General features: G+C 67.1%; 17 protein-coding genes. 3 read left to right on the forward strand and 14 right to left on the reverse strand.

Annotated features, from left to right (window positions below):
* Nucleotides 1-27: 27 nt before the first annotated feature.
* From ACY1JX_RS06385 to ACY1JX_RS06410, 6 genes are all read right to left on the reverse strand, one after another.
* Nucleotides 28-1,143 (reverse strand): PP2C family protein-serine/threonine phosphatase, encoded by a 1,116-nt coding sequence (locus tag ACY1JX_RS06385; protein WP_462565591.1) that lies wholly within the window; start codon nucleotides 1,141-1,143, stop codon nucleotides 28-30.
* A 9-nt stretch (nucleotides 1,144-1,152) separates the two neighbouring features.
* Nucleotides 1,153-1,965, reverse strand: coding sequence for an Fpg/Nei family DNA glycosylase (locus ACY1JX_RS06390; RefSeq protein ID WP_462565592.1), 813 nt, complete (start codon nucleotides 1,963-1,965; stop codon nucleotides 1,153-1,155).
* Nucleotides 1,958-2,416, reverse strand: coding sequence for a ribose-5-phosphate isomerase (locus ACY1JX_RS06395; RefSeq protein ID WP_462565593.1), 459 nt, complete (start codon nucleotides 2,414-2,416; stop codon nucleotides 1,958-1,960). The genes ACY1JX_RS06390 and ACY1JX_RS06395 overlap by 8 nt, the downstream gene beginning before the upstream one ends.
* 22 nt (nucleotides 2,417-2,438) lie before the next feature.
* Entirely contained in the window at nucleotides 2,439-4,043 is a 1,605-nt protein-coding gene (locus ACY1JX_RS06400) for a CDP-glycerol glycerophosphotransferase family protein (protein WP_462565594.1), read from the reverse strand.
* Nucleotides 4,044-4,302: 259 nt separating this feature from the next.
* On the reverse strand, nucleotides 4,303-4,911 hold the full coding sequence (locus tag ACY1JX_RS06405; RefSeq protein WP_462565595.1) for a mycothiol-dependent nitroreductase Rv2466c family protein: 609 nt from the start codon (nucleotides 4,909-4,911) through the stop codon (nucleotides 4,303-4,305).
* Nucleotides 4,908-6,059 (reverse strand): glutamate--cysteine ligase, encoded by a 1,152-nt coding sequence (locus ACY1JX_RS06410; RefSeq protein WP_181754874.1) that lies wholly within the window; start codon nucleotides 6,057-6,059, stop codon nucleotides 4,908-4,910. Before ACY1JX_RS06410 ends, ACY1JX_RS06405 begins: the two co-directional genes overlap by 4 nt.
* Nucleotides 6,060-6,173: 114 nt before the next feature.
* On the opposite strand from ACY1JX_RS06410, the gene pepN reads away from it, so the two are divergent.
* Complete coding sequence (gene pepN, locus ACY1JX_RS06415; protein ID WP_462565596.1) at nucleotides 6,174-8,693, forward strand: aminopeptidase N; 2,520 nt, start codon at nucleotides 6,174-6,176, stop codon at nucleotides 8,691-8,693.
* Between the two features lie 191 nt (nucleotides 8,694-8,884).
* Here pepN and ACY1JX_RS06420 read toward each other — a convergent pair whose 3' ends face one another.
* Nucleotides 8,885-10,120 carry a PhoH family protein gene (locus ACY1JX_RS06420; protein WP_462565876.1) on the reverse strand — a complete coding sequence of 412 codons (1,236 nt, stop codon included), beginning with the start codon at nucleotides 10,118-10,120 and terminating at the stop codon, nucleotides 8,885-8,887.
* A 281-nt stretch (nucleotides 10,121-10,401) separates the two neighbouring features.
* Entirely contained in the window at nucleotides 10,402-11,163 is a 762-nt protein-coding gene (locus ACY1JX_RS06425; RefSeq protein ID WP_181754868.1) for an isoprenyl transferase, read from the reverse strand.
* 93 nt (nucleotides 11,164-11,256) lie between these two features.
* Between ACY1JX_RS06425 and trhA the strand changes: the two genes are divergently transcribed.
* The gene (trhA, locus tag ACY1JX_RS06430) at nucleotides 11,257-11,958 is read left to right on the forward strand and encodes a PAQR family membrane homeostasis protein TrhA (RefSeq protein WP_181754866.1); all 702 of its coding nucleotides are present in this window, start codon (nucleotides 11,257-11,259) and stop codon (nucleotides 11,956-11,958) included.
* A gap of 91 nt (nucleotides 11,959-12,049) precedes the next feature.
* On the opposite strand, the gene ACY1JX_RS06435 is transcribed toward trhA, so the two are convergent.
* A complete protein-coding gene (locus ACY1JX_RS06435; protein WP_462565597.1) occupies nucleotides 12,050-14,050 on the reverse strand; it encodes a thioredoxin domain-containing protein in 2,001 nt (666 codons plus the stop codon).
* Nucleotides 14,051-14,171: 121 nt separating this feature from the next.
* On the opposite strand from ACY1JX_RS06435, the gene ACY1JX_RS06440 reads away from it, so the two are divergent.
* Nucleotides 14,172-15,578, forward strand: coding sequence for a hypothetical protein (locus ACY1JX_RS06440; protein WP_462565598.1), 1,407 nt, complete (start codon nucleotides 14,172-14,174; stop codon nucleotides 15,576-15,578).
* Between the two features lie 20 nt (nucleotides 15,579-15,598).
* On the opposite strand, the gene ACY1JX_RS06445 is transcribed toward ACY1JX_RS06440, so the two are convergent.
* The 5 genes from ACY1JX_RS06445 to ACY1JX_RS06465 all read right to left on the reverse strand — a co-directional run bounded on the left by ACY1JX_RS06445 (nucleotide 15,599) and on the right by ACY1JX_RS06465 (nucleotide 26,924).
* On the reverse strand, nucleotides 15,599-16,198 hold the full coding sequence (locus ACY1JX_RS06445; protein ID WP_462565599.1) for a hypothetical protein: 600 nt from the start codon (nucleotides 16,196-16,198) through the stop codon (nucleotides 15,599-15,601).
* A gap of 73 nt (nucleotides 16,199-16,271) precedes the next feature.
* A complete protein-coding gene (locus ACY1JX_RS06450; protein ID WP_462565600.1) occupies nucleotides 16,272-19,625 on the reverse strand; it encodes a DUF499 domain-containing protein in 3,354 nt (1,117 codons plus the stop codon).
* 49 nt (nucleotides 19,626-19,674) lie between these two features.
* Nucleotides 19,675-20,637, reverse strand: a complete 963-nt coding sequence (locus tag ACY1JX_RS06455) for a DUF6615 family protein (protein WP_462565601.1) — start codon at nucleotides 20,635-20,637, stop codon at nucleotides 19,675-19,677.
* Nucleotides 20,638-20,643: 6 nt separating this feature from the next.
* Entirely contained in the window at nucleotides 20,644-23,385 is a 2,742-nt protein-coding gene (locus ACY1JX_RS06460; protein WP_462565602.1) for a DUF1156 domain-containing protein, read from the reverse strand.
* Between the two features lie 128 nt (nucleotides 23,386-23,513).
* On the reverse strand, nucleotides 23,514-26,924 hold the full coding sequence (locus tag ACY1JX_RS06465; RefSeq protein ID WP_462565603.1) for a helicase-related protein: 3,411 nt from the start codon (nucleotides 26,922-26,924) through the stop codon (nucleotides 23,514-23,516).
* Nucleotides 26,925-26,933: the final 9 nt, after the last annotated feature.

Raw genomic sequence — 26,933 nt, forward strand, 5'->3', positions numbered from 1 at the left:
GACTCTACGACGGCCGCAGCGCGGAGGTCAGGCGGGAAGCCGGTGCAGGATGAGCACCGCGCGGTCGTCCTCGCCGGGCTCGGTCTGGTCGAGGATCCGGCGGGGTGCGCCGTCCATGCCGTGACTGATCGCGATCTTCGCCGCACCCCGCAGCCACTCGATGCCCACCGCGAGGTCGAGCGTGCGGGTCTCGACGACGCCGTCGGTGTAGAACATCAGCGCCTCGCCGGGCGCGAGGACGCCGGTGGCGCCGCGGAACTCGGGGTGGTCGATGATGCCGAGCGCCAGACCGCGCGCACCCGAGACGACCCACCGGTCCTCGTCGGGCTTCCAGTGCATCGCCGGCGGGTGCCCGGCGTTGAGGACCTCGTAGCCGCCGGTCTCGAGGTTCACCAGCACGTGCACCGCCGTGGCGAATCCCTCGTCCCACGACTGGCGCAGCAGGTAGTCGTTGCCCGCGGCGAACAGGCCCAGCGGTGGCAGCGAGCCGATCAGCCCGCCGAGCGCTCCGGCCAGCTGGAGCGACTGGGTGCCGGCGGAGACGCCCTTGCCGCAGACGTCGACGAGCACCATCTCGAGGTACTTCTCGTCCTTGGACAGGTTGGCGACGAGGAAGTCGCCGGCGAACTTGGCCGATCCGGCCGACTCCATGGCGGACTCGCTGACCCAGCCCTCGGGCAGCCTCGGCACGGTGCCCTGGGCCTGCAGGCGGTCGCGCAGCTCCATCAGCATGGCCTCGCCGAGTGCGGCGGGCAGGCCCGAGCGGGTGCGGGACGCGCTGTAGAGCAGGATCGCGCTGGCGAGGTAGACCGCGAGCAGGGACGCCGGTCGGGCGGCGTTCCAGCCACTGTCGAGCGTGTAGACCAGCGACGAGACCGTGGCGGCGAACAGCACGATGCCCGTCAGCGAGGCCTGCGGCCACCACTGGAGGAGCATCCCGCCGACCAGCAGCGGGAGGATGAACATCGTCACCGGCATGATCGCGTACCAGGTCAGGCTGATGATGAACATGACCACGGTGACCAGCAGCAGGGCCGCCAGGACGGCCATCTGCCCGTCCCGGGAGCCCGAGCGCCACTCACGGGCGTTGGACGACAGGTAGCGACCGACAGGGTCGCGTCTCGCCCCTCGCGCCGTACTCACGGACTGACCCTATCGGCGTCTCTGGCAACGCGGGCACCAGAACAGGTTTCTCGCCGCGACGACCTCGGTGCGGACCTTCGTCCCGCACACGTGACACGGCTGTCCGGCACGGCGGTAGACGTAGACCTCGCCGCCGTGATCGTCCACGCGGGGCGGGCGCCCCATGGCCTCCGGCTCGTGCTCGGCGCGCACCGTGTCGATGCGTCCGGTGCGCACCCCCTCCCCCATCAGGTCGACCAGGTCGGACCACAGTGTGAGGAACGTCACCGGCCGCAGGTCGCGTCCGGGGGTCCTCGGATCGATGCGGTGCCGGAAGAGCACCTCGGCGCGGTAGACATTTCCGACTCCCGCGATGATGCGCTGGTCCATGAGGAGCGTCGCGATCGGTGCGCGGGACCGCGCCACCAGCGCGGCGGCCCGCTCCACGTCGGCGTCGGGGTCGAGCGGGTCCTCGCCCAGCCGCGCCAGCACGGTCTCCACCTCGTCGGGGGTCAGCGACTCGCACGCGGTGGGGCCGCGCAGGTCGGCGCTGACCCGGTCGGAGGCGATGCGCCAGCGCACCTGCCCCACGACCGGCGGCGCCGGATCGTCGACGAGGTTGAACGACCCGTACAGGCCGAGGTGCACATGCACCTGCTCCTCGGTGCCCGCGAAGGCGACGAACAGGTGCTTGCCGTGGGCCGTGGCCTCGACCAGCTCACGGCCGTCGAACACCGCGGCGGACTCGAACCGGCCCTGAGGGCTGGACGAACGGACGCGCTTGCCGCCGAACGTGCCGGTCAGGTCGAGCGCGAGCCGGTGGAGGGTGTGTCCCTCAGGCAAGAGTGCCCTTCTCCTCGTACTCGGCCAGCAGGTCGATCCGACGCTGGTGGCGGTCGGCCTCGCTCCACGGCGTGGTGAGGAACGCCTCGACGATCGACTCGACCTCCTCGACCGAGTGCATGCGCGCGCCGATGCCCATCACTTGGGCGTTGTTGTGCTGACGGGCGAGCTGGGCGGTCTCGACGCTCCACGTCAGCGCGCAGCGGATGCCGGGCACCTTGTTCGCGGCGATCTGCTCGCCGTTGCCCGAGCCGCCGATGACGATGCCGAGCGAGCCCGGGTCGTCGAGGACGCCCTGGGCCGCGTCGATGCAGAAGGGCGGGTAGTCGTCGAGCTCGTCGTAGGCGTGGGCGCCGTGGTCGATCGGCTCGTGGCCGTTGTCCCGCAGCCAGGTGACGAGGTGGGTCTTGAGTTCGTAGCCGGCGTGATCGGCACCGAGGTGGACGCGCATGCGGCCATTCTCGCAGGTGGGATCAGCCGCGGACCATCGGCGTGTGGGCCATCTCGTGGACCCACGCCGAGAACGCCCGGGCCGACGCGTCGCCCTCGAACTCGCCCAGCACGTGCACCTTGAGCTCGCGGCGGCGCGCGGCCAGGGGGTCCTCGCGCAGCATCTGCGCGAGCACCTTCGGCAGATCCGTGAGCTCGCGGTCGACCATGTAGCCGCCGGCGGCCACCGGCACGGCGTCGGCGAACTCGTCGAGGTCGTGGACCATGCTCACCATCAGGTAGGGCTTGCCCGAGGCCAACCAGTCCGAGACGACGCTGGAGACGTCCGACACGAGGGCGTCGGCGTGGTTCATGCACTCGGCCACCGACCAGCCCCTCACGGCCTCCTCGCCCCACACGTGGCGGCCGGGCGTGACGGGATCCTCGTGGTCGGCGGCGAGGATCGAGTTGAGCTCCTCCAGCCGCCCGGCCCAGTAGGCGTCGCGCAGGAACACGGGGTGCGGGCGGAAGATCACGTCGGTCCCGGCGTCGAGCAGCGCCCGCAGGATGCGGTCGGCGATCCGCATCGACGAGAAGTCGGTCATCTTGCCGTTGCCGGTCCACGTGGGCGCGTAGAGCACGGTGGGCCGGGCGACCTCGGTGACGGGCGTGACGGCCGGCAGCACGTCGCCGGACTGGGGCCGGCCCAGCAGCACGAACCGCTCACGCGGAATCTCCACGCCGTGGCGGGAGTAGCGGTCGATCGCGGCCTCGCCCGATGCCACCAGGACGTCGTAGCGCAGATGGCGCGTGTGGTGGCTCCCGGCCTTGTCCGAGTCACCGTGGCCGAGCCACACGTGGCGCACCGAACGGATGCCCATGAGCTTGAGGTGGCCCGGCGCGTTGTGGACGTAGAAGAAGGTGGTGACGCTCGGCACCGTGAGGACGCGCATGTCGCCCAGCACGTCGGACCCGGCGGAGATCCACGGCATCGACGGACGGATGGCCGCACGCAGTTCCGCGCAGTAGTGGCTGCGCAGGCCGACGATCACGCCGCGGTCGCCCGAGGCCAGCAGGTGCGGCTCCCACATGCCCACGTGGATCGGGCCGCCGCCGTAGCCGCCGTAGCCGAGGACGAAGCGCGGCTCGTAGGCCTTCAGCGCGCGACGCAGCGTCAGGCGGGCCCGCCACAGCACGACCTTGTCGGCGATGACCGGAGCGGCCGCCGCCACGAGCACCAGGACGGCGAGGCCCACGACCAGCGACGGGGCGAGCGCGACGGCCAGCGCCGCGACGGCGCCGAGCCACCTCACGGCGATGACGAAGGGGCCGCGGTCGGCCGGCTCGGGCGCGGGGCAGACCTTCGGCTCGGGGACGCCCGGCAGGCCGTGGACGTGGGGCGGCGCGGCCGGGCGGAGCATCGCCACGCGGACGACGAGGACGCCGATCACGGCCGCGACGACCCCGGCGGCCATCGGGAGGTCGAGCAGCCACCGGATCAGGAGCGCGAGGACGGCGACGCCGACCAGGGCGGCTGTCGACCACGAGAGGACGCGGTTGCGGCTGGAGACGTCGGTGCGGAACCGGTGCCGCATGCGGTGCTCACGGCGATCGAGGTGCCCTCGCACCCGCTCCAGCAATGTCGACATCGGATCCAACCTAGCGGTTCGGATGCGAGGGCCCGTGGAGCGCCGCGTGATCTCGATACACCGGGAGCTCGCTGCGATCGCCCCGGCACTCGATCACCGGAGCCCGGTGATCGAGTGACCGGCGAGCGGAGCGAGACGGTCGCATCGAGATCAGGCACCGAAGGCCGGTGATCGAGTGCCCGCGAGGGCGCAACGAGATCAGTCGGAACGCCAAGCCGGTGATCGAGTGCCGCCGAGCTTGCGAGGCGGTGTATCGAGATCAGTCGAAGATCGGATCGCGCGTGCGCGTCCGCTTGAGCTCGAAGAAGCCGTCGTAGGACGCCAGCGCGCGGGCGCCGTCGAACACGGCGCCGGCCTGCTCGCCCTTCGGGGCGGGCGAGACGACGGGGCCGAAGAACGCGGTGTCGCCGATCGCGATGACCGGGGTGCCGACTTCCTCGCCGACCCGCGAGATCCCGTCGGTGTGCGAGGCGCGCACGGCGTCGTCGAGCGACGTGTCGTCGGCGGCGTCGGCCAGCTCCAGGGGCAGGCCGGCCTCGGCGAGCGACTCCTCGTAGAGGGCGCGGTCGAAGTCGCGGCCCTCGACGTGGTGGCGGGTGCCGAGCGCGGTGTACAGGTCCCGCAGCACCTCGGTGCCGTGCTGCTGCTCGGCCGCGATGCACAGCCGCACCGGACCCCAACCGCGCTCGATCATCTCCTTGTACTCGTCCGGCACGTCCTTGTCCTCGTTGAGGACGGACAGGCTCATCACGTGGAAGGACGTCCGCACCGGGCGGACCTGCTCGACCTCGAGCATCCAGCGGGAGGTCATCCAGGCCCAGGGGCAGAGCGGGTCGAACCAGAGGTCGACGTTCTCGGTGGTGGTCATGTCCGGTCCAACACCGGATGGCCCGCCCGCATTTCCTCCACGAGGGCCGCGACGACCGCGTCGAGCTCGCCGCCGTTCTGCGCGGCCACCGCCCGCTGGCGCTGGTAGGAGGCGCCTCCGGCCCGCATGATCTCGCGGATCCCCTGCAGCTCCTCGGCGCAGTCGAGGTCCTCGGCGACCGGCTCGAGCTCGACGAGCAGCCGCTCGAGGTCGTCGGTGACGAGCTCCTCGCGGGCCTCGCGGTCGAGGATGAGGATCGCGTCCATCCCGTAGCGGGCGGCCCGCCACTTGTTCTCCTGCACGAACCACGACGGGATCGACGGCAGCTCGCGGCCGGCGTCGAGCTCACGCGAGTGGTGCTCGACCAGGCAGTGCGTGAGCGCCGCGATGCTGGCCAGCTCCGACATCGAGGGGATGCCGTCGCAGATGCGCATCTCGAGCGTGCCGAACTTCGGCGAGGGGCGGATGTCCCAGCGGATCTCGTCGAACACGTCGATCACGCCGGTGTGCATCATGTCGTCGACGTACTGCTCGAGCTCGTGCCAGTGGTCGAACTGGAAGGGCAGTCCCGCCGTGGGCAGCTGCTGGAACATCAGGGCGCGGTTCGAGGCGTAGCCGGTGTCCTGGCCGCCCCAGAACGGGCTCGAGGCGCTGAGCGCGAGGAAGTGGCCGTAGTGGGTCAGCATCGCCCGGCTGATCGGCAGCACCTTGTCGCGGTCCTCGATGCCCACGTGGACGTGGACGCCGTAGATCAGCATCTGGCGGCCCCACCACTGCGTGCGGTCGATCAAGGTCGCGTAGCGCTCCTTGTCGGTGACCTTCTGCTGGGTCCAGCGCGCGAACGGGTGCGTGCCCGCGCACATCAGCTCGACCCGCAGCGGATCGGTGACCTGGCGCAGCCGCTCGATGTTGCGGCCCAGGTCGTCGGTGGCCTCGCGGACGGTGTGGCACACCCCCGTGACGACCTCGACCGTGTTGAGCAGCAGCTCCTGCTTGATGTGCGGGTGCTCCTCGCCGTAGGCGGGCGCCACCGCGTCGAGGACCGTCTGCGCCACCTGGCGGAGGTCACCGGAGTCCTGGTCGACCAGCGCCAGCTCCCACTCGATGCCGATCGTCGAGCGCTCGGAAGCCGCGAACGGGATGTGCATTCCCCCATCCTGCCCGACCCGCCGGAGCATGCCGCGACGAAAGGCGCTCGTGTGACCCAGATCGTGCAGACGCTGCCTGTGACATCTGTGGGTGGCGGGTGAAAGAGTGGGCGCATGCCCGGTACCAACCTCACCCGTGAAGAAGCCCGCCAGCGCGCAGCCGTCGTCTCGGACGCGTCCTACGACGTGGCGCTCGACCTGACCCTCGAGGGCGAGCGCTTCGGCTCTGTCACCACCCTGACCTTCGCCGCGCAGCCCGGCACCTCCACCTTCGTCGACCTGGTGGACGGCGAGCTGACCTCGGTCACCCTCAACGGCCGCGAGCTGGACCTGTCGGCCTACGCCGACAGCCGCATCGCGATCGACGGCCTCGAGGCGCAGAACGAGCTCGTGGTCACGGGCACGTGCCTCTACTCGCACTCGGGCGAGGGCCTGCACCGCTTCGTCGACCCCACCGACGACCGCGTCTACCTCTACACGCAGTTCGAGGTGCCCGACGCCCGCCGCGTGTTCGCCACGTTCGAGCAGCCCGACCTCAAGGCGCAGTTCACGTTCCACGTCACGGCGCCCGCGCACTGGAAGGTCGTCTCCAACTCCCCCACGCCCGAGCCGATCACGCTCGACGGTGGCAGCGCGGTGTGGCACTTCGAGCCCACCAAGACGATGAGCACCTACATCACGGCGCTCGTCGCCGGCGAGTACCACGAGGTGCGCGACTCCTACGCCGGCGCGTACGACGAGATCCCGCTCGGCGTCTTCTGCCGCCAGTCGCTCGTGCCGTTCCTGGACGCCGACGACATCTTCGGCATCACCAAGCAGGGCTTCGAGTTCTTCGAGGGCGCCTTCCAGATGGGCTACCCGTTCGGCAAGTACGACCAGCTGTTCGTGCCGGAGTACAACATGGGCGCGATGGAGAACGCGGGCGCCGTCACCTTCCGCGACGAGATGATCTTCCGCAGCCGCCAGACGGTCTCGGCCTACGAGCAGCGCGCGAACACGATCCTGCACGAGATGGCCCACATGTGGTTCGGCGACCTCGTCACGATGAAGTGGTGGGACGACCTGTGGCTGAACGAGTCGTTCGCCGAGTTCGCGGCTCACCACTCCTCGGTCAAGGCCACCCGGTTCACCGACGCGTGGACCGGCTTCACCAACAGCCGCAAGAACTGGGCCTACCGCCAGGACCAGCTGCCCACCACGCACCCGATCGCGGCGGACAACTACGACTTGCACGCGGTCGAGGCGAACTTCGACGGCATCACCTACGCGAAGGGCGCCTCCGCCCTGAAGCAGCTGGTCGCCTGGGTCGGCGAGGACGACTTCTTCGCGGGTCTGCGCGCCTACTTCACGAAGCACGCGTACGGGAACACCGAGCTCCAGGACCTGCTGGTGGAGCTGTCCGAGGCGTCGGGCCGCGAGCTCGACAGCTGGGCCGCCGAGTGGCTCCAGACCTCGGGCGTCAACACGCTGCGTGCCGACTTCGACGTCGACGACGACGGTCGCTTCACGCGCTTCGACGTGGTGCAGACGGCCACCGAGGAGTACCCCACGCTGCGCCGCCACCGCATCGCGATCGGCCTGTACGACCGCGGCGACGACGGCCGCCTCGTGCGCACCGAGCGCATCGAGACCGACGTCCGCGACGAGCGCACGACGATCACCGAGCTCGTCGACCAGCGCCGTCCCGACCTCATCCTGCTCAACGACGACGACCTGACGTACGCCAAGATCCGCCTCGACGAGGGCTCGTTCGAGACCCTCCTCGCCGGCATCGCCACGTTCGCCGACTCGCTGCCGCGGGCCCTGTGCTGGGGCTCGGCGTGGGACATGACGCGCGACGCAGAGCTGCCGTCGGCGCGCTTCGTCGACCTCGTGCTGGCGGGCGTCGGCACCGAGTCCGACCTGACCGCCGTGTCGTCCCTGCTGCGCCAGGCGCAGTCGGCGATCAGCCTGTTCACCTCCGACGAGCACCGCGTCGAGCTGGCGCGTCGCTGGGAGCAGGGCGTGGCCGAGCTGCTCGCCGCGGCCGAGTCCGGCAGCGACCACCAGCTCGCGTTCGCCCGGGCGCTCGCGGCGGCGGCCACCACGCCCGACCGCCTGCGCGACGTGCTGGGCGGCTCGATCGAGGGTTTGCAGATCGACGCCGACCTGCGCTGGACGCTCATCCGCGGGCTGGCCCGCCTGGGCGACGTCGACGAGGCCGAGATCGACGCCGAGCTGGCGCGCGACGACACGAACCAGGGCCGCGAGAACGCGGCCGGCGCGCGGGCCCGCCGCCCCGACGCCGAGGCGAAGGCCGAGGCGTGGCGCAAGGTCGTGGAGGACGCCTCCACGCCCAACGAGACGCGTCGCCAGATCGCGGAGGGCTTCCAGGTGCCCGGCCAGGCCGAGCTGCTCGAGCCCTACGTCGACCGCTACCTGAAGATGGCCGACACCGTCATCGACGAGATGGGCGTGTGGATCGGGCAGAACGCGCTGATCCACCTGTTCCCGCTGGCCAACCCGTCGCAGGACGCGCTCGACAAGGTCGACTCCTGGCTGGAGAGCACGCAGGCCCCCGCAGCCGCGCGTCGCTACGTGCTCGAGGGTCGCGACGACCTGCGCCGCGCCCTCGCGGCCCGCGCCGTCAACTGATGATCTCGATACGCCCCCGCAAGCGGGAGGTGCCCCCACGTCTCGCTTCGCTCGCCGGCACTCGATCACCGGGTCCGTCACCCGGTGATCGAGTAGCTCGGCGAGGAACGAGCCGGCGTATCGAGATCACCCCCGCTGTCCGGTGATCGAGTAGCACGCGAGCGCAGCGAGCGGCGTATCGAGATCACGCCTCAGAGCGTCACGTCCTCCAGCATCTCGGTCACCAGCGCCGCCACGGGCGAGCGCTCCGACCGGGTCAGCGTCACGTGCGAGAACAGCGGGTGGCCCTTGAGCTTCTCGACCACGGCGACGATGCCGTCGTAGCGACCCACCCGCAGGTTGTCGCGCTGCGCGACGTCGTGCGTCAGCACCACCTTGGAGTTGGCGCCGATGCGCGAGAGCACCGTCAGCAGCACGTTCCGCTCGAGCGACTGGGCCTCGTCGACGATGACGAATGCGTCGTGCAGCGAGCGCCCGCGGATGTGCGTCAGCGGCAGCACCTCGAGCATCTGGCGGTCGATGATCTCCTCGACCACGTGCGGTGAGGCGACGGCGCCGAGCGTGTCGAACACGGCCTGCGCCCAGGGCCCCATCTTCTCGTCGGAGCTGCCGGGCAGGTAGCCGAGCTCCTGCCCGCCCACGGCGTAGAGCGGGCGGAACACGATGACCTTCTGGTGCTGCTGCCGCTCCATCACCGCCTCGAGACCCGCACAGATCGCGAGGGCCGACTTGCCGGTGCCGGCGCGACCACCGAGCGACACGATCCCCACCTCCGGATCGAGCAGCAGGTCGAGCGCCACGCGCTGCTCTGCCGAGCGGCCGTGGAGCCCGAAGGCGTCGCGGTCACCGCGGACGAGGCGCACCTGCTTGTCGGGGGTGACCCGGCCGAGCGCGCTGCCCTTGTCCGACAGCAGCACCATCCCGGTGTGGCACGGCAGGTCGCGAGCCGACTCGAGGTCGATCGTGCCGTGCTCGTAGAGGTCGTCGAGGTCGGCGCTCTCGACGTCGATCTCGGTCATCCCCGTCCAGCCGGTCTCCAGGGCCCACTCGGCGCGGTACTCCTCGGCGGTCAGGCCGACGGCCGAGGCCTTCACGCGCATCGGGAGGTCCTTGGACACCAGGACCACGTCGTGGCCCTCGTTCGCGAGATTGCGGGCGACCGAAAGGATCCGGGTGTCGTTGTCGGCCAGGCGGAACCCGGACGGCAGCGAGCCCGCGTCGGTGTGGTTCAGCTCGACCCGCAGGGTGCCGCCCTCGTCGCCGATCGACATCGGGACGTCGATCGTGCCGTGCTGGACGCGCAGGTCGTCGAGGAAGCGCAGGGCATTGCGGGCGAAGTACCCGAGCTCGGGATGGGCGCGCTTGGCTTCCAGCTCCGTGATCACCACGATCGGGATGACCACCTCGTGCTCACCGAAGCGCTGCATCGCGGCCGGGTCGGCCAGCAGGACGCTCGTGTCGAGGACGTAGGTGCGGTGATCGGGGCGGAGGGTCACGCTCTTCGAAGCAGCCACGGCAATCTCCTCGAGAGCCATGCGCGCGCCCGGCGCCCAGCCCTCACTAGTGGGTGGGGGCCTGAGCCTGTCGGGGGACGAAGGGCTCGGGATCGAGCTTGGGCACACACCGAACGTACGACTGGAGTTCGTCGATTCCGGGAAGGCTCACCGCGTGTCTACGTGACGTTCGTGTGAACTACCGGGGTCGCGCGTCAGGTGCCGAAGCGGCGCTCGCGCCCGGCGTAGGAGCGCATCGCGCGCAGGAAGTCCACGCGCCGGAAGGCGGGCCACATCGCGTCGCAGAAGTAGAACTCCGAGTGCACGCTCTGCCACAGCAGGAAGCCGCTCAGGCGCTGCTCGCCCGACGTGCGGATCACCAGGTCGGGATCGGGCTGGCCCTTCGTGTAGAGGTGCTCGGCGATGTGGTCGACCTCGAGGGTGGAGGCCACCTCCTGCAGGCTCTTGCCCGCGGCGGCCTGCTCCAGCAGCAGCGAGCGCATCGCGTCGGTCAGCTCCTGGCGACCGCCGTAGCCCACGCACACGTTGACCGAGAGGCTGGAGTCCTGGTCGGCCGTCAGGTCGGCGGCGCGCTTCATCCGGGAGGCCGACTCGGCCGGCAGCATGTCGAGGTTGCCGATCAGGCGGATCCGGTAGCCCAGGGCGGCGAGGTCCTCCACGAGTCGCTCGATCACGACCAGCAGGGCCGCGAGCTCGTCGGCCGGGCGGCGCAGGTTGTCGGTCGACAGCAGCCACAGCGTGACGATCTCGACGCCGAGCTCGTCGCACCAGCCGAGGAACTCGGTGATCTTGTCGGCGCCGGCCTGGTAGCCGAGGTCGACGCGGGCACCCGCACCCTTGGCCCAGCGGCGGTTGCCGTCGACGATCGCACCGACGTGGCGCGGGAGGTTGGCGGGATCGAGCCCCTTGGCGAGCCGACGTTCGTACGCGCCGTAGAGGAGATCACTGACCGGCATGCGGCCAGAGTACGCGGCTCCCTTGCGACGGTGGGACGACCATCACGCGTTCGTCCGACTCGCCTGCTTCCCCGCAGGGACTAGAATCGGCGCATGGCGGCCCCCCAGCAGGATTCCCTCGCGGACGAGGTCAGCGACCGACTCCGAGGAACCGTCGAGGAGATCAAGCCCAAGCTGCGTGGCTGGCTCCACGCGGCGACCGCTCCCCTCGCCCTGATCTCGTTCTTGGTTCTGCTCGTGCTGGCCGACAGCCGCGCCGCACGCCTCGGCGCCGCGGTGTTCATGCTGAGTGCGCTGCTCCTGTTCGGCGTCAGCGCCGTCTATCACACGGTGCCGTGGCGCGAGCGGGCCAAGCAGACCCTGCGGCGCCTCGACCACTCCAACATCTTCGTGATGATCGCGGGGTCGTACACGCCGTTCTCCCTGCTGCTGCTGGACCGCAAGGACATGCTCACGCTGCTCTCGCTCGTGTGGGGCGGCGCCCTGCTCGGCGTGCTGTTCAAGATCTTCTGGATGTCGGCCCCGCGCTGGGTGTACGTCCCGCTCTACATGGCCCTCGGCTGGGCCGCGCTGATCTATCTGCCCGACTTCTACGCGGCCGCGTCGACCGTGGTCTTCGTCATGCTCTGCGTCGGCGGCCTGCTCTACACGCTCGGCGCGCTCGTCTACGCGTTCCAGTGGCCGAACCCCAGCCCGCGCTGGTTCGGCTACCACGAGGTCTTCCACGTCTTCACGATCGCGGCGTTCATCGTGCACTACATCGGCGTCAGCTTCCTGGTCTACGGCCAGTCCTGACGCCGCCCCCACCCCACTTTTGTGACGTCGTTCGGCACGCTCGGTCACCCGCGGGCGAACCGCGTCACAAAAGTCGGGGCGCGGAACAGCCTCACCGGGGCGGCAGCGCCTCCGGGTCGTTGACCGGCAGCGCGCAGACGAAGTCGCGGCACACGTAGGCGGTCGCCTTCCCGTCGATCGCCTCGCGCCCCTCGAACAGTGGCACCGAGGACCCCTCGCGGGTGGCCACCACCACGGCACCCGGCGCCAGCAGGCCGAGCGCGGCGCGGTGCATGGGGCCGCCGACCTCGCCGACGACGGCCACCTCGGCGGGACCGTCGAGCAGCGCCTCCCCCGCGGCCAGCGTCCAGCCGGCGAAGCGAGGTGCACCCGTGGCCAGGGCCGAGGCCGACTCCACGCAGGAGGTCGCGGCGGCGCGGATCTCGTGGTCCCCGGTGACCGCGGCGAGCGCGAGCAGGCCGTGCGCGAGCGCCGACGACCCTGAGGGGTTGGCGTTGTCCGCTGCGTCGCGCGGACGGACCACGAGCGCCTCGGTGTCGTCGGCCGTGTCGAACCAGCCGCCGTCCTCGGCGCGGAAGTGGGCGATCGCGCGTTCGGCGACGTGGTGAGCGCGGTCGAGCCAGCGGTCGTCGTCGGTGGCGCCGAGGACCGCGACGAAGGCCTCGATCACGGCACCGTGGTCCTCCAGCACGGCGGCGTGACCCGAGCGCACGCCACCGAGCGAGGTCCGGACGAAGCCGGGCTCGACGTGCAGGTCCCACAGCAGGGTGGCGGCCTCCGCGGCAGCCTCCACGAGCTCGGGGCGCTCGAGCAGGATCCCGGTCTCGGCCAGCGCGGTGATCGCGTAGGCGTTCCATGCCGAGACGACCTTGTCGTCGCGGGCGGGGCGGGTGCGCCCGGCGCGCACCTCGAGCAGGCGATCGCGCACGCGGGCCCAGCGCTCGGGATCGTCGGGGTCCTGGAGCAGCTGGAGGGTGGACAGGCCGCGCTCGAACGTGCCGCCGCCGGTGACCGAGAGCAGCTGGACCGCCCACGCCGCGTCGCCCGTGCCGAGCGCCTTCATCAGCTGGTGCGGGTTCCAGACGTAGTAGGTGCCCTCGTGGCCGTCGCTGTCGGCATCGAGCGCCGAGGCGAATCCGCCCTCGTCGGTACGCAGCTCGCGCAGCATGAAGTCGGCGGTCTCGTGGCACACGCGCTCGGCCAGCGCCACGGCGGCGCCGTCCTCGGCACGGGCCCGCAGCGCGCGGAACCAGTGGAGGTAGGCCCGCAGCAGCAGCGCGTTGTCATAGAGCATCTTCTCGAAATGCGGCACGCGCCAGTTCCGGTCGACGCTGTAGCGCGCGAAGCCGCCGCCGAGCTGGTCGTACATGCCGCCGCGCGCCATCGCCTCGAAAGTTCGGCCGACGGCGGTCCACACCTGGTCGTCGCCACTGCGGGTGTGCTGGCGGAGCAGGAACTCCAGCACCATCGACGGCGGGAACTTGGGCGCGGCGCCGAAGCCGCCGGCCTCCGCGTCGAACTGGCGCAGCAGCGCCGTGGCCGCTTCGTCGAGGTCGGCCGCGCTCAGCGCGTCACCGGCGAGGGCGTCCTCGGCCCCGAGGAAGTCGAGGACCTGCCCCGCCGACTCCATGACTTCGCCGCGCCGGTTCTCCCACGCGTCGGCGAGCGCCTGCAGGACCTGGCTGAACGCCGGGTGCCCGGCGGTGGGCTCTGGCGGGAAGTAGGTGCCGGCGAAGAAGGGCTCGCCGCTCGGCGTCAGGATGCACGTCATCGGCCAGCCGCCCTGGCCCGTCATCGCCTGCGTGGCGCGCATGTAGACGGCGTCGATGTCGGGCCGCTCCTCGCGGTCGACCTTCACGTTGACGAAGTGCTCGTTCATGTACGCGGCGGTCGCGGGGTCCTCGAACGACTCATGCGCCATCACGTGGCACCAGTGGCAGGCGGCGTACCCGACGGACAGGAGAATTGGTGTATCACGACGCTTCGCCTCGGCCAGTGCTTCGGGTCCCCACTCCCACCAATCCACTGGATTTCCAGCATGTTGTCGCAGGTACGGGGACTGTGACTGAGCGAGACGATTGGCCATTTCCATGACTCCAGACAAGTGGCAGATGTATCACTTTTGTCCGAGTGATACACGAGAGTGATACACGAAACGTCGTTCAGCAGGCGCGAACTGCACACCTGACTTCCAGCCTAGGGAGGAGATGCACATGGCACCTCGCAAGAAGCCGACACTATTGGCGCAGGGGAAGCCGCGCACGCTCGGCGGCGGCTCCCGACCGTGGCGGGTCCGGCTCTACGCACCGGCCCCCGGCGGCACGAAGTACCAGGTGATGTTCCGCGCTCCCGCCGGCGAGGGCGAGCCATGGAAGCGGGTGCTGCGACGCGCGAACTCCGAGACCGAGGCACGCCAGATCTTCGCGCAGGCCGAAGCAGCCCTCGACACCGAACAGGCTCTGCCGGCAGGCGCCGACCTCCGAGCCTCGCGCACGATCCGCATGCTCGGCGAGGAGTTCGTCCAGGACAGCGTGGCGCGCGGCAAGCACCCGCGCACGATCGAGCAGCGCGTGTCTGTCCTGAACGCGCACATTCTGCCGACCATTGGGGACGTGCCGGTGACCAAGTGGCGCATCGAGCACAGCCGCAAGGTAATGGAGAAGGGGTCGAAGACGCGCTTCTCCGCCAGCGGCCGCGAGGACCTGCGCGTTCAGTTGGCGGCGATGCGCAAGCTCGCGTGGCGGCTCGGCTGGCTCGACCGGGGCATCGATCCGCTCGACGGGCTCGAGGTCGCGCGAGCCAACATCCTGCACGGCGCGACCGCGCACTACGTCGACCCTCGGATGCGCCCCGAGACCCGTCAGGTGCGCGCGATGGCCGACGCCGCTGACCTGTTGTGCGGCCCTGACGGCACCGATCCGCAGATGACCCGGCTGCCGTTGTTCGGCACGAAGATCCGCGTGGCAGGCTTCGGCGGCCTGCGCCTCAGCGAGCAGAACGCCCTGCGCGCGATCGACGTCTTCTTCGACCGCGGCTACGTCCACGTCAACGGTTCCTGGACCACACCCCGCGGCCAGGCCCCCTACCGCGGCCCGGTGAAGAACCACACCCTGCACGAGGTACCACTGCCCCAGTCCCTGATGCGCGGTGAACTCCTCCCCCGCGTCAAGGAACTGCTCGACTTGCCCGCGACCGCGTCACTACAGCAGGTCATCAACGCCCAGGAGGCCGAGCGTCAACGCCGCGCCAACCTCGCCTCCCGCGAGCCTGACAAGAGCGTCGCTTGGTGGAACTACCCCGTCCCGCCCCAGGACGAGCAGTGGCTGTTCGTCGACACCTTCACGGGGGTGCCCGTCAAGCCGGAGTGGCACAACGACCGCTGGCACCGCGTCCGCGCCTGGGTCGACGAGAACGATCCGGAAAACGCCTGGCCGCGCACGATCGTCTACCGCAACCTGCGCCACCACGCCGCCACCAAGTGGTTCCATGAAGAGCTCGGCGAACCTTGGGAGGTCGTCGCGCAGTACCTCGGCGACAAACTCACGACCGTCCTCAACCACTACGTCCGCGCGGGCGAGGACGCCCTCCGCGACTCAGTTCGGAAGCTGACCGACATGTGATCGCCCACGTCGTCCGACCGCTACGATGCCCCGTCGCTCGAAGGCTCGACTCGGAAGGCACCAACGGTTGCGACACGCGGCTCGGTTACCTCCGACGAGAACAGGTCAACCGTTGATGACAGCAAGTGTGTAACTGCCGCCCCCGTGACGGTCTCGGCAGCCTCGCGGAACTTCTTGTTGGCGGTGACGAGATGCGCATGCGAGTTGGCAAGCGTCTTGGTCTCTTCCCAAAGGAAGACGAAACCCTCGACCTTCGAGAACCCGGCTAACCGATCTGTCGCGAGCCTGGCAAGTTTCTCAGCATCCGACTTCAACTTTGCCTTTCCGTAGAAGCCGAACTCAAGCCTGGTCTCGACACCGAGCGCAGAGTCAAACAGCGAGATATCGATCGACTCCGGCCGGCCGCGCTTCCCAGTGAGCATGGGGCGCTCCCACATCGCGGCTAGTTCTTGTCGCTCGAACGTTGGCTGACCCAAACGATGAAACTCGTCGACCACTGAGACTTCGTAGGCGCCCTTCCGCACCTTCGTCACAAGTGAGAGCGGTGGATCTAGCGCTCCCCGCTCAAGCACCCATCGAGTAATGTTCGCGCTCTCAAGTGCACCCTCAAGCAAGTACATCCAATCCGCTACTCGCTCGTTATCGGCCGGCGGGTGGCCGGGTCTTGAGTAGACGCGACGCCTCATCCCTTAATCAACTCTCCTCGAAGCCGGACTGATCGAACTTGAGCGTTCGAGCGTTCTCCGAGACGGTCCGAACACGGCTCTCGTTGAAGCCCTCAGAGTCGGTGGCTTCAATCTCGATCCGGACCGTGACGCTGGTGTTCTCGCCGGATCGAAGGTGCGCGAGAACTTCGTCTGCAACGTTCTTGAAGTCAAGTGCGATCTTGTCGGAGTTGAGAGTCTTGACCCCGTAGAAGCGGGTAGGCCAGACCATGTCGGGCTTCGGTCCAGGGCCGGGCGCCGGAATGGACGACGGTCCCGGGCCGGGCTCCGGGTCAGGACCGGGAGCCGGCGATGGGCCCGGCTCATCCGAGCGCTGCTTCTGCGCCAGGTCAGGGCGCACCAACAACAGCGAGTCGGTCGCGACGGGGGCGCTCTCATTGTCGTCCGGAGTCCAGAGGCCGATGTAGCGGCCGGCATCTGCGTCGTAGCCAGCCGCGAGCGCGAAGGCGTCGGTCTGCCAAATCATTGGCAGGTCGAGGATGCCCGCGTCCAGAACAGTCCGATCGCGCAGGCGCGGCATGTACGGGTAGTGCGAGTAGAGGTTCCACAGCGACCCGAGCGAAACGTGGCCGTCCTTCCAGATCTGCGGGACCTTACCGATCGCGAGTCGGATCGTTGAGGCGGCCTGCCGCGTCGAGAGGTCCCCGTCGTTACCGAGCCGTCGCGAGACGCGGTCGGCCAAGGCTTCGGACTGGCCCTCGACCTTGGTCTCCTTGATCAGAAACGGAGCACCCGGGTCGGGCTGAGCAGGGACCAAGGCCCACGTGAAGCTCTGCAGCAGCCGCGCGGTGACGGTCTGGTCTGCCTGCGTTGCTCGCTGGGCCGCCTGGTTCTTCTGATTCTGAGTGAGGTCAAGGTCTGCCTGGTCTGACAGCACGTGCTTCCAGCCGAGATAGTCGCGCGTCGCGTTGTCGAGCTCTTCCAACCGGGCCTCGTCGGCGGCGAGGTACACGAGCGTGTTGCGATGAGTCCTGTTCGAACTGCCCCGGTGCTCGGTCGCCTTCTGGGCGAACTGCTTCGCCGCGGAGTCCGTCCCGCGCTTGTGCGCGACCTTCGGGTGCAAGATGACGAGTCGAGCCTCGTCGGTGTCGGGGATGTCGGCGTTCGATTCCGGGCAGACGTGGATGCCGGCGAAATCGCCGCGCTTGCGACCTTGATCCTGGAGACGCTTGACGATCTCGGCCCACACGTCTTCCTTGTGGAGGCGCTCGGCCTGGTCCCTGGCGGTGCGGGTGATGTTGGGCTGAAGGTCGTACCAGTACTTGCCCGACCCGGAGTAGAAGTACGTCGCTCGGTCACCGAGCTGTGTCAGCGCCGCGTGAAAGTTGCCCGGCACATCGCCCGGCACCGCAGTGCCGAGGAAAACTCGCTGGGTGCCAACGCCTTTGTTGGCCGAACCCGGCGCGATGGTCGGCGCAGCGCCGAAAAACACAGTACGGGCCAGGCGTTTCGTCAGCGCCCGCTGACCGAACAACGGCTTCTCCACATCGATCCTGGCCGGCAGCGAGTTCGAGCCGTCCACATCAGCATCGATGATCGTCTTCCAAGAGTCCTGCAGGTACTGCGTGAGCTCAGAGTTCACGTTTGACGTAGCAAGCGGGATCGACCCCGGCATGATCAGCGGCGACGCATCCTCGCCAGTCCACAGCGCATGGATCACGGTGCTCATCAGGCGGAGCACGCCGCGAGTCCGTTGGAATCGCTCAAGTGAAGACCACTCTTCATAGAGGGTGTCGAAGAGCTCTGGGTGGATCGGATAGGTCGCTTTGATGCGATCTTCGTAGGCTGAATCACGCGCGTCACGCGGGAAGTCGTCGGAGTACTTGCGGTACATCTCGACATATGCGCGGGCAGTCGCACCGATGGCCGCGAGAGAGGCGGCGTCAGGTTCCTTGAAGAGCCGCTGCTTGACGATGTGATAGGCCTCGTCAGAGGACGCGGGGCGCCACTGGTCGGCTACGCGGCGCACGACGTTCTGGAGCCGTTTGAGCGCTTCGAGCCCGTTCTGGCCACCGACTTCCTCGGCGTTGCCGAGGGCGATCTTGTCGTTTGCGTCTCCTGTCTCCGAGGCCGGAATCGAGATGGCCAGCAGGACTCCCTTGGTGCCCTTGACCGCTTCGGTGAGCGACTGAGCGAACGTGAATTGGTCGTCGAACGTGCCTCCGGCCAAGTCGTCTCGGCCGACGAGCGAACGGGCGTAGGCGACCCACTCGTCGATGAGGATCACGGCGGGCGCGTGCTTGGAGAGCAACTCATGGAGTGCGTCACCGGGGTGAGTCCGGTCCCGGTCGGCCTTGGCCACGACCGCGAAACCCTCAGGACCGCCGAGCTGCCACGCGAGCTCGCCCCAGACGGTGTTGACCTGGGTGCCATCGTCTTTGGTCACACCCGACGGACTGAAGTGATTGCCGACGATGGCAACACGGTTGACCTTGGTGGCCGAGTAGCCGCTGGCGGTCAGCAGTTCTTGGGTCTCCTGCGGAAAATTGCCAACGGGTAGACCCGCGGCGACGTGCCACAACGACAGCATCGAGTGGGTCTTGCCGCCACCGAAGTTGGTCTGCAGGTTGATGACCGGCGACGCGTTGTCGTCACCCGCCAGGCGACGTACAGCTCGGCCGATGAGGTCCCGTAGACCCTCGGTCAGGTATGTACGGCGGAAGAACTCCACGGGGTCGGCGTAGTCCGCGTCGACCTCACCACCCGTCGCTACCTTGTAGAGGTCTGCCGCGAACTCAGAGGCGTGAAAGTTGCCGGTGGCCACGTCGTCGTGGGGCTGGAGCACCTCACGCCACGGCAGCAAGCCAGCAGCCTCGGGGTTGTCCACGGCTGCCTTGAGGACCTTCTTGTCGTCCTTGTCGGCAGTCACGCGGCGCAGGTTCAGCCGGATGCCGCGGACCTCGTCTGCTTCCTTGGATGCGCCGATCAGCTTGAGGAGCCGTTCGCCGGTGTCGAGCGCCCGATAGGCATCGTCGTCGGTGAACGTGCCGTTGTGCGCCCACTCGTTGCGCACCTCGCGAAGCTCGCTCGCAAACGTCTCCCCCGTGCGGCCGATAGCCTGATTGAACGGGTACCAGCCAGGCTTGAAACCGGCAGTGATGTTCCCTTCGGTAAGAATCCGGAATTGCACCTGCGGGTCGAGCGCGTCGTACGACTTTGTCGACGGGGCCCCGTTTTTGCTGTCTTTGGCCTGAACCAGCTTCGTCCAGACGGCGCCAAGCGAGGGATCCCCTTGGCCAACGACGGTTGCGATGAAGTCATCGAGTGCCGGCGCCAGCACCTGGAACATCCGGTCGATACGGTCGCGATTGCTCAATGCCACGATTTCACCCTAACGATGGATTCTGACGCGAACTGGGATCGCAAATCTCTCATTGCTCACCCGGCCCGACGAGCACTGCTGTGAAGAAGGGATTGACGTCGGACCAGCGCACGCGCCCGGCCCCGCCTCGGAGGAACCACCAGTCATCTGGGTCACTGATGTAGCCAAGGTCCTCATCGAAGGGCGTGTCGTCCGAGATTTGGTCGAGTGTCTCCGCGAGCTGGTTCACATACCCGGGCACTTCTTCGCGCTCCATCAGACGGGCCTCGGGTTGCTCCCACGACTGCGTAAGTCCAAGAAGAGCCGCAGGGAGATCGCCCGCAGGAGAATCCGCACCATCTCCGGTGCCACGCAAGTCGCCACCGCCTGAACCGTAAGCAGGACCTCCGCCACCCCCCGCGCCAGTCGAGCCGGCACCACCCGCAGGACCTCCGCCATCCCCGTGTCTGACGAGACAGCTGAGCGGCGAGCACAACGCCTCAATTTCGGTTCGGGCAACGCGTCGCTTGAGGTATGGCGTCATCAACGTCGCGCTGGCGATGTTGATGCCGTTGATATCGGGAGCCCCAGTTCCGTGGCCGCAAACCGACTGAGCAGGCTGCGCGCCGCTGAGTCCGTTGTAGAACGCGTACCCGGCGAGGACGCCATCACGGTTGCCGGCGTGAATCAGCGTCTGATTCTGCGGTCCCCAACGATTGCTGTGATCGAGACCGCGGTAACTGGCGTCTCGGCGAAGCACCTTGGCTTGAAGGTAGATGCCCGCGAACTGCCCTGCTGCGTTGACAAACCACAGGGCGATATCTGCCCCGAAAAGTTGGGCTTCCTGACGTTTGGTGAACTCGTTCGCCTGCGCTCGCATCTTCGATCTGCGTACCCGAGCCACGTAGTCGCTGACGAAGTTCTGAGTCAGCGTCTCCTCATGTGGCTCTATTCCGTTGCGGTGATCGCGACGGATCCTTGTCGTTGTGTCCTTTGCCCTATCGTCGAGAATGCGTGCTTGCTGCGCAACCATCGCGACTCACTCCTCCAAGTCGTCAAAGTCGAACGCGTCCTGCGCCTGAGTGTGCTTCTTCGCGGAGCGAGCAACTTCGAGAATCTCTGGCCAACTGGTGACCAGGTTGTTGAAGCTGAGCGCGTCCTTGGTCCAACCGTTGCCCTCCGCAACACGGAAGAGTAGATGTGCCAACTCCTTCACCAAGTCAGCGTCGACCGCAGCATCGGAGCGGCTCAGCGCAGCCTGGAGGAAGTCACCCGCAGGCGCGATGCCGTCGCGTTCCAGCACCTTGATGAGGTGGTGCAACGCCTCCCAGTTGCTGGTATGTGCGTCCTTCACGACGTCGTACGTCCATGACAACTCCGACGGAGCGATCAACTGAACGTTGCCGGCGCGACTCGAGAGAATCTGGTCTCGGTCCATAATGTCGACGCTCGTGTTTCGGGCCCGCGCGAGATTGTCGGCGTCACCAAACTTGCCCACTCCGTAGCCGTGCTGTCGATACCACCCCAGCGCGAACCTCGAAGTTGCGTCGAAGTCGCCCTCTTGCTCGTTGAGCACCTGGTCAAGGATTTCGTTGATGCGCTCCAGCGCGGCGCGGACCGTCATCTTGCTGCCGTCTGGTTCCAGCACCGCTCCATAACGGCTGAACACAGCCATGCCGGGCCCGATTGCAGCCTGCGGGAGGTCGACGGGCGCAACCTGGCCCTGTTGCAGGCTTCGAAGCGCCGCAGGCAACTCCGCCTCAAGCGCGCCGATGAAGCCACGGCGGTCCGTGGTCGAAGCGTCGTCCGGGCGCGGACGCAGCGACAACACGATCGACGACGCCAGGGCATTTGTCCCTTGGCCGATAGAGCGCGCCTCGCGTTCGCTTCTGACTGGCCAGGTTGACGTGATTGCCCATCCAGACCGAATCATTCCCTCTAAGAGGGTCTCCCAGCCCGAAGAAGTCTTTCCTTTGGCGCGACTGGCCGGCTCTCGGTACGCGTAGTAGACGGTCATCGGGAACTCGGGCGACGCCTCCGCGCGGGCACGCGCGAAGACCTCACGGAAACCCTTCTCGAAGAAGTCCTTCGCTTGGTCAGCTCCGCCATGCCGGTACGGGTTGGCAACAAGTTCCGAAGCCTTTGGGGTGAGGAGGGTTCCGAGAAGGTCTGGGTAGACGTTCCGAAGTGATCGCCGGAGCCACACGTAGAAGAAGTCCGCGAGCGATGCGTAATCGATGTTCGCGTAGTAGGGCGGGTCGGTACTGATGACCTTGCCCGCGAAGTCCGCGACTCGCGCGTCCTCCTGCTTGGCGCTGCCAGTCGCACTCGTGGGCGCCATGTCAACAGAGCGGGCCACCCACTCAATGTGTGAGAGGAAGTTACCCACGGACGATGAAAACGGGTTGATCTCCACAAAGTCCCACGTCATGGGGATCGCCTGCTTCGCAAACGTGTGAGTAACGCCTTCGATGACTGGAATCCACCCACAGATACTCGAGCTCCAGTCGGCGAGCTTCGATACGGCGAAGGCCAGATACGTAACCACGGCGTCCGCGTACTCCGGCGCACCACCATCGCTTATGACCTTCTTCCGCGCTTCGGCAACCAGATCCGAGAACGTCGTGAGGGCGACAAGCTGACGGGCGGTGAACAGATCCGCGAACGAGGCGAGTCCGTATTGCGGCGTCCATAGATTGCGTGGATCGTGGCTCAGTTCTTGTGTGGGAACGTCGTTGGGTCGGTCCACCAACGCCGCCGCGGACTGCTCGGCATCCGGTGAGTAGTAGTCGCGTCGTCGTTGGCCTTCGGCGACGATCGCCATCAGCTTCTGACCGAGGCGCCCAGCCAAGCCCTCTGACTTGATGAAGTCGGTTGGGATGTTCGCTTCGCACGCGATGCACGTCGCACCCAGTTTGCCGGCCATGGTGCCGGGGATACTGGGACCCGCTTTGGAGACGCGGATCTCAAAGTCGACACGCAGCCCGGAACGGTGCGTAGAGTCCCCTACCACCTTGGGCTCGACGAATGTCTCGCGACCTTTCTTTTTGCCGAGCCACCAGGACTTGATCAGAGGGACTTCAACGCCACAGGCAGGGTTTGGACAGTCAACCGAGCGCGCCCAGATCCACCCGACGACGGTCTTCCCCCCGACGTTTGGATAGAGGTGACCGATCTGCTCCGCCGCAGCGTCTCGCATCCACTGGCCGTAGGCGCGAACGTCCGCTGCGAGCCCGGCCGGGCCGACCCACGACCGGATCTGAGAGTCCGCCAGGCCCGGAAAGATCGGCGGCTTGGACGTGAACTTGGGCGGCAACTCAATCAGCGCCTTGTTGATGAGCACCGGAACCGGATTGAGGTCGGAAGCATTCGACGGCAAGCCCAGACGTTGCGCCTCGAGGGGGATGCTCCCCCCTCCCGCAAACGGGTCGATCACCTCCGGAATTCGGCCACCGGTGGAGCGGATGATCTCGTCATGCGCCTCGCGCATAAGAACCTGATCGCCCGTGTTCTCCCACTTAGCCATACGCGCCATCAGCGCATGGAGGCGCTCGCGCTCAAGCCGCTGCAGCTCCTCCGTCGGAAACCGCTCTGGATCTGAACTGGGATCGTCAACCAACTGAGCGAAAAGCACGGCACGCGCCGCAGCCAACGGCCGTCGGGCCCACCAGAGGTGCAGCGTGGCTGGATGACCCTTCCGCGGAACCGACTTCTCGTGAGCGGACTCGCGGTTGATCGCCTCAAGCGGCAACGCCACCTCGATCAGCTTGCGCTTGTGCACTAGTTCCTCGACCCTCCGTGCCCGAGATGACGGGCGAACCTCGCCGCTAACGCGACGCGTGATGTTTACATGAACTTACCGGTCGTTCCCGACTCATTCGGTGGAACGGGGGCCCGTGGTCCACCGAATTAGAACGGCTCCGTTCCCTTCGCCCACGTCTTGGCCCAGTCACCCCGGATGCCCGTGGCCTCAAAGTCGCCAAGGTCAGTGGTGGAGAACGGGTCGCCTAGATAGCGGACCTCGTCGTGCTGCGAGCCCCGCGGATCGACTCGTACGAGCGCGAGCCGGTAGCGAGGCACGGCGTTCTTGCCGGTCATCACTTCGTTGTGGGTCACGAAGAAGTCCTTGGCGCCGTCAATGCGGGCCTTGACCTCGATCCGGTACGTGTCGCCGTTCGCATCGGTCGAGAGGATGTCGAAGCCAGGGTTGTTGAACGCTTGCTCGACAGGCTTGCGACCGAGTTCGCGCTCGCGCGCCAGGACAAGGTCGACTCCGCGGCGCTCGACTTCCTTAGTCTCCTTGGCGTGCATGGGCGCGGTGGCAGGGATCGCGTCTTCAAGCATCCCGACAGGGAGGACCAAGGCGGCCGTCACAATGTGCGGCGGCTTCGTCGACATGAGTTGCTGCTGGTCGAGCAGAGTAAGACGCTTGCGGAGACGTGCATCGAGTTCGACAGCCTTGCGGTTGAGACTGTCGGACGACTCCTTGGCCTTCTCGCCTTTTTGCTCCTTCTCGGACGCGACGGCAGCGTCCAACAGCAGGCGCTCGCTTTCGGAACTGAGCCGCTTTGTCACCAAGTCACGTGCCTTCTCGAGCTCCGCGAGGCGGCGTGGTTGAACCTCCTCGAGATATTCCGGAAGCTGGTTCGCAATGATCCAACTCATTGCCCTGTCCTCGGCGTCGCCCAGCCAGACCAAGCTGCGTGCGGCGTCGACTGCAGGACCGGCAGGTGCGGCCACGCAATCGAGGTATGGCGCCGGGCCCGCGGGGCTGACTGTGCCGAACTCATCGACGTAGGCATAGCCGAACCGGCGGGAGACGGAGTCACCGGTCGCGTCGGCAACCTCTTCGACGACCCCAACGAGGAGCTGGGGCTCCTCCAAAGTCGACGAGACGAGCACGGTGCCCTGGTTGAGGGCCCCACCGAAGTTGCGGATGGCTTCTCCCATCACCGCGTCGTGGAGCGGGTGCCCAGGTGCGAGGAGGTCGGCTCGACTCAGGTCACCTGGCTGTACGCGGGTCAGATCGAAGGTGACTCGGTCGTACTTGGTGGCAATCGGTCCTGTGCCGGCGGAGCGAATGTGTTGCGGCACGTTCGCGATCTCATAGCGACCCTGCTCACGCTTCACGATGCGTCCACCCAGCTTGGTGAACGCTGCCTTGAAGGCCAGTTCGATGTAGTACGGCTGAAGTCGGCGGGCCCGAGCTTCATCCATGGCGGCCCGCAACGCGTGGAGGTCGGCGTCGGCGAGATGCTCGGTGGCAAGGGCACGTTCATCAAGGAGATCCTTGAGCCCCTCACCGATGGAGGCATCGATGACCTCATGCATCTTGGCCTTCACATCGGGGCGTTCGCCGTACTGGATGGCGTCAAGGAGAAGATTGCGCAGGGGCGTGTCGTTGAAGGCCTCGCCGAGGACGTCGAAGACCTTGCCACCGTAGGTCTGGCGCATTTGGTCTAGCTTCTCCAGCAAGCGTGTGAAAACCTCACCCTCGCGAGTGTTGGCTGCGACCAAGTTCCAGAGGCGGCAAACCTCTTCTTGTCCGATGCGGTGGACGCGGCCGAATCGTTGCTCGATGCGGTTCGGGTTCCACGGGAGGTCGTAGTTGACCATGAGATGGGCGGCTTGGAGGTTGAGACCCTCACCCGCTGCGTCCGTGGCCAAGAGGATCTGACAGTCGCGGTTCTTGGTGAACTCCTCGACGATCTGACGGCGCTCGGCGCGACGCACACCACCGTGGATCGCACGGACGGCATCGGGCCTGCCGATGAGCGAGCCGATCTTGCTCTGGAGGTAGTCCAGGGTGTCCCGGTGCTCGGTGAAGATGATGAACTTCCGCGGCCAGCCGTTCCTGTCAGTGATCAGCGCGTTGTCCTGGAGAATCTTCGAAAGTTCAGTCCACTTGCGGTCGGTACCGGCTTCACGGACGCGCCTGGCGGTCTTGATCAGATCTGCAAGTTCGATGAGTTCGGCGTTGAGTTCCTCAACCGTTTGGGCGGCAGTGGCCGCATCCATCACGTCTTCCTCAAGCTGTTCCAACTCTTCTGCGTTGAACTCGTCCTCGTCGATGTCGCTGACGTCGAAGGTGGGCTCGGTCTCGCGGTAGGTGCCGTTCTGTATCTCGAGTTTCTTGCGCTCAAGGCGCTCGGAACGGCGAACGAGGCTCTTGTAGATCGCCTCAGGGCTGGACGCGAGACGTCGTTGGAGCACCGTGAGTGCGAAGCCGACCGTGTTCTTGCGCTTGCCACCGATGCGGTCGGCACGGTTCATCCCCTCGCGGACGTAATGGGTGACGTCCTCGTAGAGGTCGTACTCAATCGCGGTGAGCTCGTACGGGACGGTCTCGGCGATGCGCTCGGGGAAGAGCTTCTTCCCCTCGAAAGTCAGGAGGTCTTCCTTAACCATCCGGCGCATGACGCCACTCACGTCAACGCTCTTTGTTCGCTTGCCCTCGAACCGGTCACGATCGAGCAGGGTCAGGAAGGCTTGAAAGTCGTCTTCCTTGCCCGAGTGAGGAGTCGCGGTCATCAGCAGCAGATGACGGGTGATCTCACCGAGCATCTCTCCCAAGAGGAACCTCTTGGTCTTGTTGAGTTTGCCGCCGAAGTAGTGCGCACCCATCCGGTGCGCCTCGTCGACGATGATCAGGTCCCACTCCGTCTCCTTGAGCTGCGCTTGAAGCTGCTCATTGCGGGAGAGCTGGTCCATCCGCGCGATCAGCAACGGGTTGGTCTCGAAGACGTTGAAGTTCGCCTGGGCATCGATGAGTTGATTGGTCAGCAGGTCGAACCGGAGACCGAACTTGAAGAAGAGCTCGTCCTGCCACTGCTCGACGAGACCACCAGGGGCGATGATCAGACACTGCTTCACGTCGTCACGAAGCAGCAACTCCTTGATGTAGAGCCCCGCCATGATCGTCTTGCCGGCGCCAGGGTCGTCCGCGAGCAGGAATCGGAGCGGCGTGCGCGGCAACAGCTCGCCGTAGACGGCGCGGATCTGGTGCGGGAGAGGCTGCACGTCACTCGTGGCGACCGCGAGCATTGGGTCGAAGAGTCCGGCGAGCGAAATTCTCTGAGCCTCGGCGACCAGCTTGAAGTCGCTCGCCTTTGCGTCGAAGGCTCGGCTGCCGCTTTGGGCGACACTCAGCCCGTCTTGGTCCTTGCGGAACACAACCTGTTGACCGAGCGCACCCGCGCCGTTCTTGTAGGTCAACTCGACGGCGTCGCTACCGTGCCACTGCGCGAAAACCACGGTGATGACATCCGAAGGGATCAAACCTTCCACCCGCAACCCGGGCTTCAGCTCTTCCAGCTGCACGTCTCGACC

The organism is Aeromicrobium sp. JP4 (assembly GCF_054957925.1).